Source organism: Aeromonas sp. (genome assembly GCF_050633025.1).
Lineage (GTDB): Bacteria > Pseudomonadota > Gammaproteobacteria > Enterobacterales > Aeromonadaceae > Aeromonas.
The window spans coordinates 1-4,529 of sequence record NZ_JBODRQ010000194.1 but is presented as its reverse complement, the minus strand read 5'-3'; the positions used below and the strand labels follow the sequence as shown (position 1 = coordinate 4,529).

The 4,529-nt window shown below is 56.8% G+C and carries 3 protein-coding genes; 2 read left to right on the top strand and 1 reads right to left on the bottom strand.

Translation table 11 applies throughout. From position 1 onward, the window contains the following. Positions 1–275: 275 nt before the first annotated feature. A complete protein-coding gene (locus tag ACRAUW_RS16935; protein WP_013723688.1) occupies positions 276–1,022 on the bottom strand; it encodes a LexA family transcriptional regulator in 747 nt (248 codons plus the stop codon). 408 nt (positions 1,023–1,430) lie between these two features. Here ACRAUW_RS16935 and ACRAUW_RS16930 point away from each other — a divergent pair, with 408 nt between their 5' ends. Then, the gene (locus ACRAUW_RS16930) at positions 1,431–3,644 is read left to right on the top strand and encodes a DNA-binding protein (RefSeq protein WP_431363211.1); all 2,214 of its coding nucleotides are present in this window, start codon (positions 1,431–1,433) and stop codon (positions 3,642–3,644) included. A gap of 42 nt (positions 3,645–3,686) precedes the next feature. After that, entirely contained in the window at positions 3,687–4,409 is a 723-nt protein-coding gene (locus ACRAUW_RS16925) for an AAA family ATPase (protein ID WP_139747559.1), read from the top strand. Positions 4,410–4,529 lie beyond the last annotated feature (120 nt).

The following is a 4,529-nucleotide window of genomic DNA, read 5'->3' as shown; positions in this document are numbered from 1 at the left end:
GTGTAACCCACCACCAAGAATGAAAAACCGGGAGCTGGTGGAAACAAGTGGGAGATGGCGGGACAAACTCAGGAATGGCGGGGCTTGTGGCGTGATGCGGTTAAACCAAGCCGTTTAACCGCAAAATGAAAAGTTGGTACGCTCAGCCGATTGGGATGCGCTGAAAATGAAAAACAGGCTGGGCGCCTGTTTTTTCTCTTTTGTGACAGCCAGTGGTTTAAATCCGGGTTTAAGAGCTGCGCAAGCGAGACATTCTCACTTGTGAGAGTGTCTCGCTAAAAGAAATCGTGCCCGGCCCAGACTACCTTGCCGATCACGGCCAGGTTCTCCAGTTGGTTGGCTGGAACTACCTGCAGGGGGTAATCATCGCGGTTGTCGCTGATGATAGTGATCCCGCCATCGAAGTTTTTCTGCAGGCGCTTGGCGTAGAGCTCTTCTCCCAGGCGCAACACGAAGATGGATCCGTCTTCGATCTGATTCTTGCTGATATCGACCAGGATAGAGTCACCAGAGTGGATGGTGGGCTCCATGCTGTCGCCTTTGGCGAAGACCACCACCAGGTTATCCGGGTTTAACTTGCGAAACGTGAGCCACTTGCGGCGGAAGGCCAGCTTGCGTTTAACCTCATGATCATCATTAAACGCACCATGGCCGGTACTGACGGTGACATGGTAGCCATCGATCAGCGCGTACTCTTCATCAAACTCCTCACGTTGCACCATCTGCTCGGCCGTTCCATCCGGGTGTTTCGGGCCCTGACCGGTGGCCAGCCACTCCAGATTCACATTGAACGTCCGCGCGATGCGCAGCGCCTTGTCGATGGTGGGTAGTGAATTAAACGGGGGGAAGTATTTGCGCATCCCCGACTCACTCATCCCCACCAGTTCGGCAAATGCCTTGTAGCTCAGGCTCCCGCGCAGCTCATCCAGACGGTCACTCAAAGTATCCATTCCCGCCGTCAGAAAAGATACCTCACCGTCTTTTTGTACTGCTTGTGGTTTTTCTTCATAACGCTCTGACATACAAGGAATTCTCGGCTAGTGGCTAATGCTGGTGAGTCGATAGGCAAAAAATTCCGCACAAAAAGACTTGTCAATCTTTTTGGGGTGATCAATCATTCATATGTGACGCATTGCGACATAAAATCATTCTTTTATGAATGATAAAGATACGCGCTGCGACACTTGATGATACCGAAACGGGGTGAGTATGTCAGGGAAAACACCAGAGTGGATCAGGGCTGAGCTCATAAAATGCGGATATTCCCAAGCTGCTTGGGCCCGCGCTAAAGGGTTGCACCCCCGAGCCGTACAGCGTTGCATCAAACACTATGCTCCGGCCAGAGGGATTAGCCCCAAGCGTCGGGAAAGCCGCGCCATCATGGCCCTGCTGTCCGAGTCGCTGGGGATCGATCTGCTGGGAGGTGACCAATGAGCACCTGGTACACCGCCCAAGCGCTGGCCGGATTAGTCGGCATGCCCGCTTACCCCGATGGTGTGCGCAAAAAGGCCGAGCGTGAAGAGTGGCAAAGCCGCAAGCGCGAAAAAGGCAAAGGGGCCGAATACCACATTGGCTCACTGCCGATTGAAACCCGCCGTTACCTGGCAGAACAAGCCGTGGCCGCACAAGGTCATGCGGTGACCGATCATGCAGCGGGTGGCAAGGCCATGGCCAAGTTACTGGCGCGTGAGGTGCCGGTCAAACCGGAAGCAGGCCGCAAATTGCTGACATTGGGGGAGGGGGCTCGCCAGAAGGTCGATGCCAGACTGCTGATCCTGCAGGCCGCCGATATCTTCCTGGCCCCCTATCACGCCTGCCAGCAAGGGGAGGTGGGTCGCCGCGCCTTTATCGAGGCATACCGTGCCCGCACTCTCGCCCTGCCTGTCAGCGTTTATGAAAAGCAAAAGCCATTCAGTCTGATCACCCTGCGCCGCTGGCAAAGTGCGCTGGCGGATGCAGGCCCCGCAGCCCTAGCTGGCAACTATCAGCGGGAGCGCCCATCAACCGTCGAACAGAGCCCGGAGCTGGCCCAGTTTCTCACCGCCTTGGTCACCACCAAGCCCCATCTGGCCAACAAGTGGGGGGCGCTGCACGAACTGGCCAGCCAATACAACGACATGAATCAGCTGGGATGGCAGATCCCCAGCCAATCCTCCTTGCGTCGCTGGATGGTGAAATGGTTGGCAGAGAACAAGGTGGCCTTTACCTACACCACCAACCCGGATGCCTACAACAACAAATACCGCAGCGCGATCGAGGAGATGTACCCCTGGATGGCCCAGCCCAACGACGTCTGGGAGTTCGATAGCACCCCGGTCGATGCCATGCTGGTGGATGGTCGCCACAGCATCATTGCGGTGATCGACGTGTATACCCGTCGCGTTCGTCTGTTGGTGGCCAAGAGCTCATCGAGCGAGGGGATCTGTCTGCTGCTGCGCAAGACCCTGCTGGCCTGGGGCACCCTCAACGATAACGGCGTGATGCGCACTGATAACGGCTCTGATTACGTGAGCCAGCGGGTCATGTCCATCTGCACCCTGCTTGGCATGAACGTCAGCCGCTCCAACGCCTACTCGGGGTGGGAGAAACCCCATATCGAGCGTTTTTTCCGCACCTTGAGCCACGGCCTGATCGAGCTGTTGCCCTCCTATATAGGCCACTGCGTGGCAGACCGTCAGGTGATCGAGGCGCGCAAGAGCTTTGCCCAGCGGCTGGAGGAGAAGCGCAAACCGGATGCACAAAAAGAGATTTACGAGCTGGCCATGACGGCCGCCGAACTGCAAACCCTGCTCGATAACTGGCTCGATGCCCGTTACCACAACCGCAAACACAGTGCCCTCGGGGTCAGCCCCAATGAAAAGTATCAGCTGGCCCGTTATCAGCGCCGCGCCATTCCCGATGAAGCTGCGCTGGATCTGCTGCTCAACCATATCGGCGAGGCGACCGTCTCCAAAGGCTTTATCAAGGCCGGTGGCCTCAAATACAGCGCCCCCGAACTGTTGGAGCACAACTGGAAGAGCCAGCGGGTCAGCGTCTTCCTCGATCCGTGCGATGTGGGCCGCGCCATCTTGTACCGCACCGGCGATTGGAACGAGCGGATCGAGGCCATCAACATCGACCTGCTGGGCAATGGCATCAGTCCCGATGCCTTCCGGGCGGCCAAAAAAGCCGATGCCAAGGCGCTGGCCAGCTTTCGCCGCGAGATGCGCAACCTTGCCAAGACCTTTGGCATCGACCAGCTCCATCAGGATGTGGTGCGCCACTTCGTCGATCAGGCCAAGGGTATTGAAGCGTTCAGTCGGCGCGATCTCACCCTTGATAACCCGGCATTGGCCGCGCTCACCGGGGTCTCAACGCCTGCTGAACCCGCCCGTTTCAATGCGGCAGAACTGGCCGCCATAGAAGCCAGACGAGAAGAGAAAGCGCAGCGGGCGCAAACCAGCGCAGGGCAGGAATCGAGAGCACTCAAGACCGAGTACGAGCAAGCCATCTATCTGGCAGAGCGGGAGCTGGATACCCCGCTGACAGAGCGGGAGAAGGAGTGGCTGACCCGATACCTCTACAGCCACAAGCTGATGGCAAAACGCATTAACCGCCATCTGGATGAAGTTCGGGCTACCTGCCGCACCCAGGCAAAAGGTTAGCGAGTAGCCCGAAAAGGCCCAAAAACAAAGGACAAAACCACTATGAAACACAAGATCGTTGAAGTCAAAAACATGCTCAAGACCGAGCAGTTGCTCGACAACCTGCTCAACCGTTCCAGCATGGTGCCGGGAATCGGTTTGGTGCATGGGTCTACCGGCTTTGGCAAGACCACCGCCGTAGAGTGGCTGTTCAATCAGGATGAGGTGAATGGGGTGTTTGTGCGCTGCTACAAGGCCGATACCCTCACCAGTTTGATGGATGGCATCACCCGCGAGATCGGCTTGGCTCCGCGTCACAGCCTACGCGCCCAGATCGACGGTATTGTCGAGGCCGTGCGGGCGCAGGAGCTGGTGCTGTTTGTTGACGAGGTGGATCACGTGATTGGCAATGCCCGCATCATGGAGACCCTTCGCGATATCTACGATGCCACCGAACAACCCCTGATCCTGGTCGGGATGGAAGAGATTGCCCGCCGCATCAGCCAACGCAAGCAGCTGTTTAATCGCATCTCCCAGTGGATTGAGTTCAAGGCCGCCGACTTGGAAGACGTAGCCCTTTTTGCCAGCGAAATGCTGGAGGTCGATGTGGAGATTGACGAAGCCTTGCTGGATCTCATCCGAAAACGTTCCAACGGCATGGTGCGCACCATTGTCACGGCGTTGGACAAGATCGAGAAAATGGCGATGGCCTCTGATGCTCGCATCATCCGTCTGGAAGATGTAGACGCCAGCGAGCTGTTCCAGGACGTACGCCGCTGTCGCTAGCGTTCGACCCAAATAGCAAAGCACGGGAGGGATACCAGTGGTGGGAAGTCGCGCTAATAAAAACAAAACAGAAATAGCCTGGTTATGGATTACCCAAGGGTTTGAATTTGATTCTGTTTT

Bases quoted from the DNA above. Each gene is read 5' to 3' on its own strand.
- ACRAUW_RS16935 (WP_013723688.1), bottom strand. From the start codon at position 1,022: ATGTCAGAGCGTTATGAAGAAAAACCACAAGCAGTACAAAAAGACGGT.
- ACRAUW_RS16930 (WP_431363211.1), top strand. From the start codon at position 1,431: ATGAGCACCTGGTACACCGCCCAAGCGCTGGCCGGATTAGTCGGCATG.
- ACRAUW_RS16925 (WP_139747559.1), top strand. From the start codon at position 3,687: ATGAAACACAAGATCGTTGAAGTCAAAAACATGCTCAAGACCGAGCAG.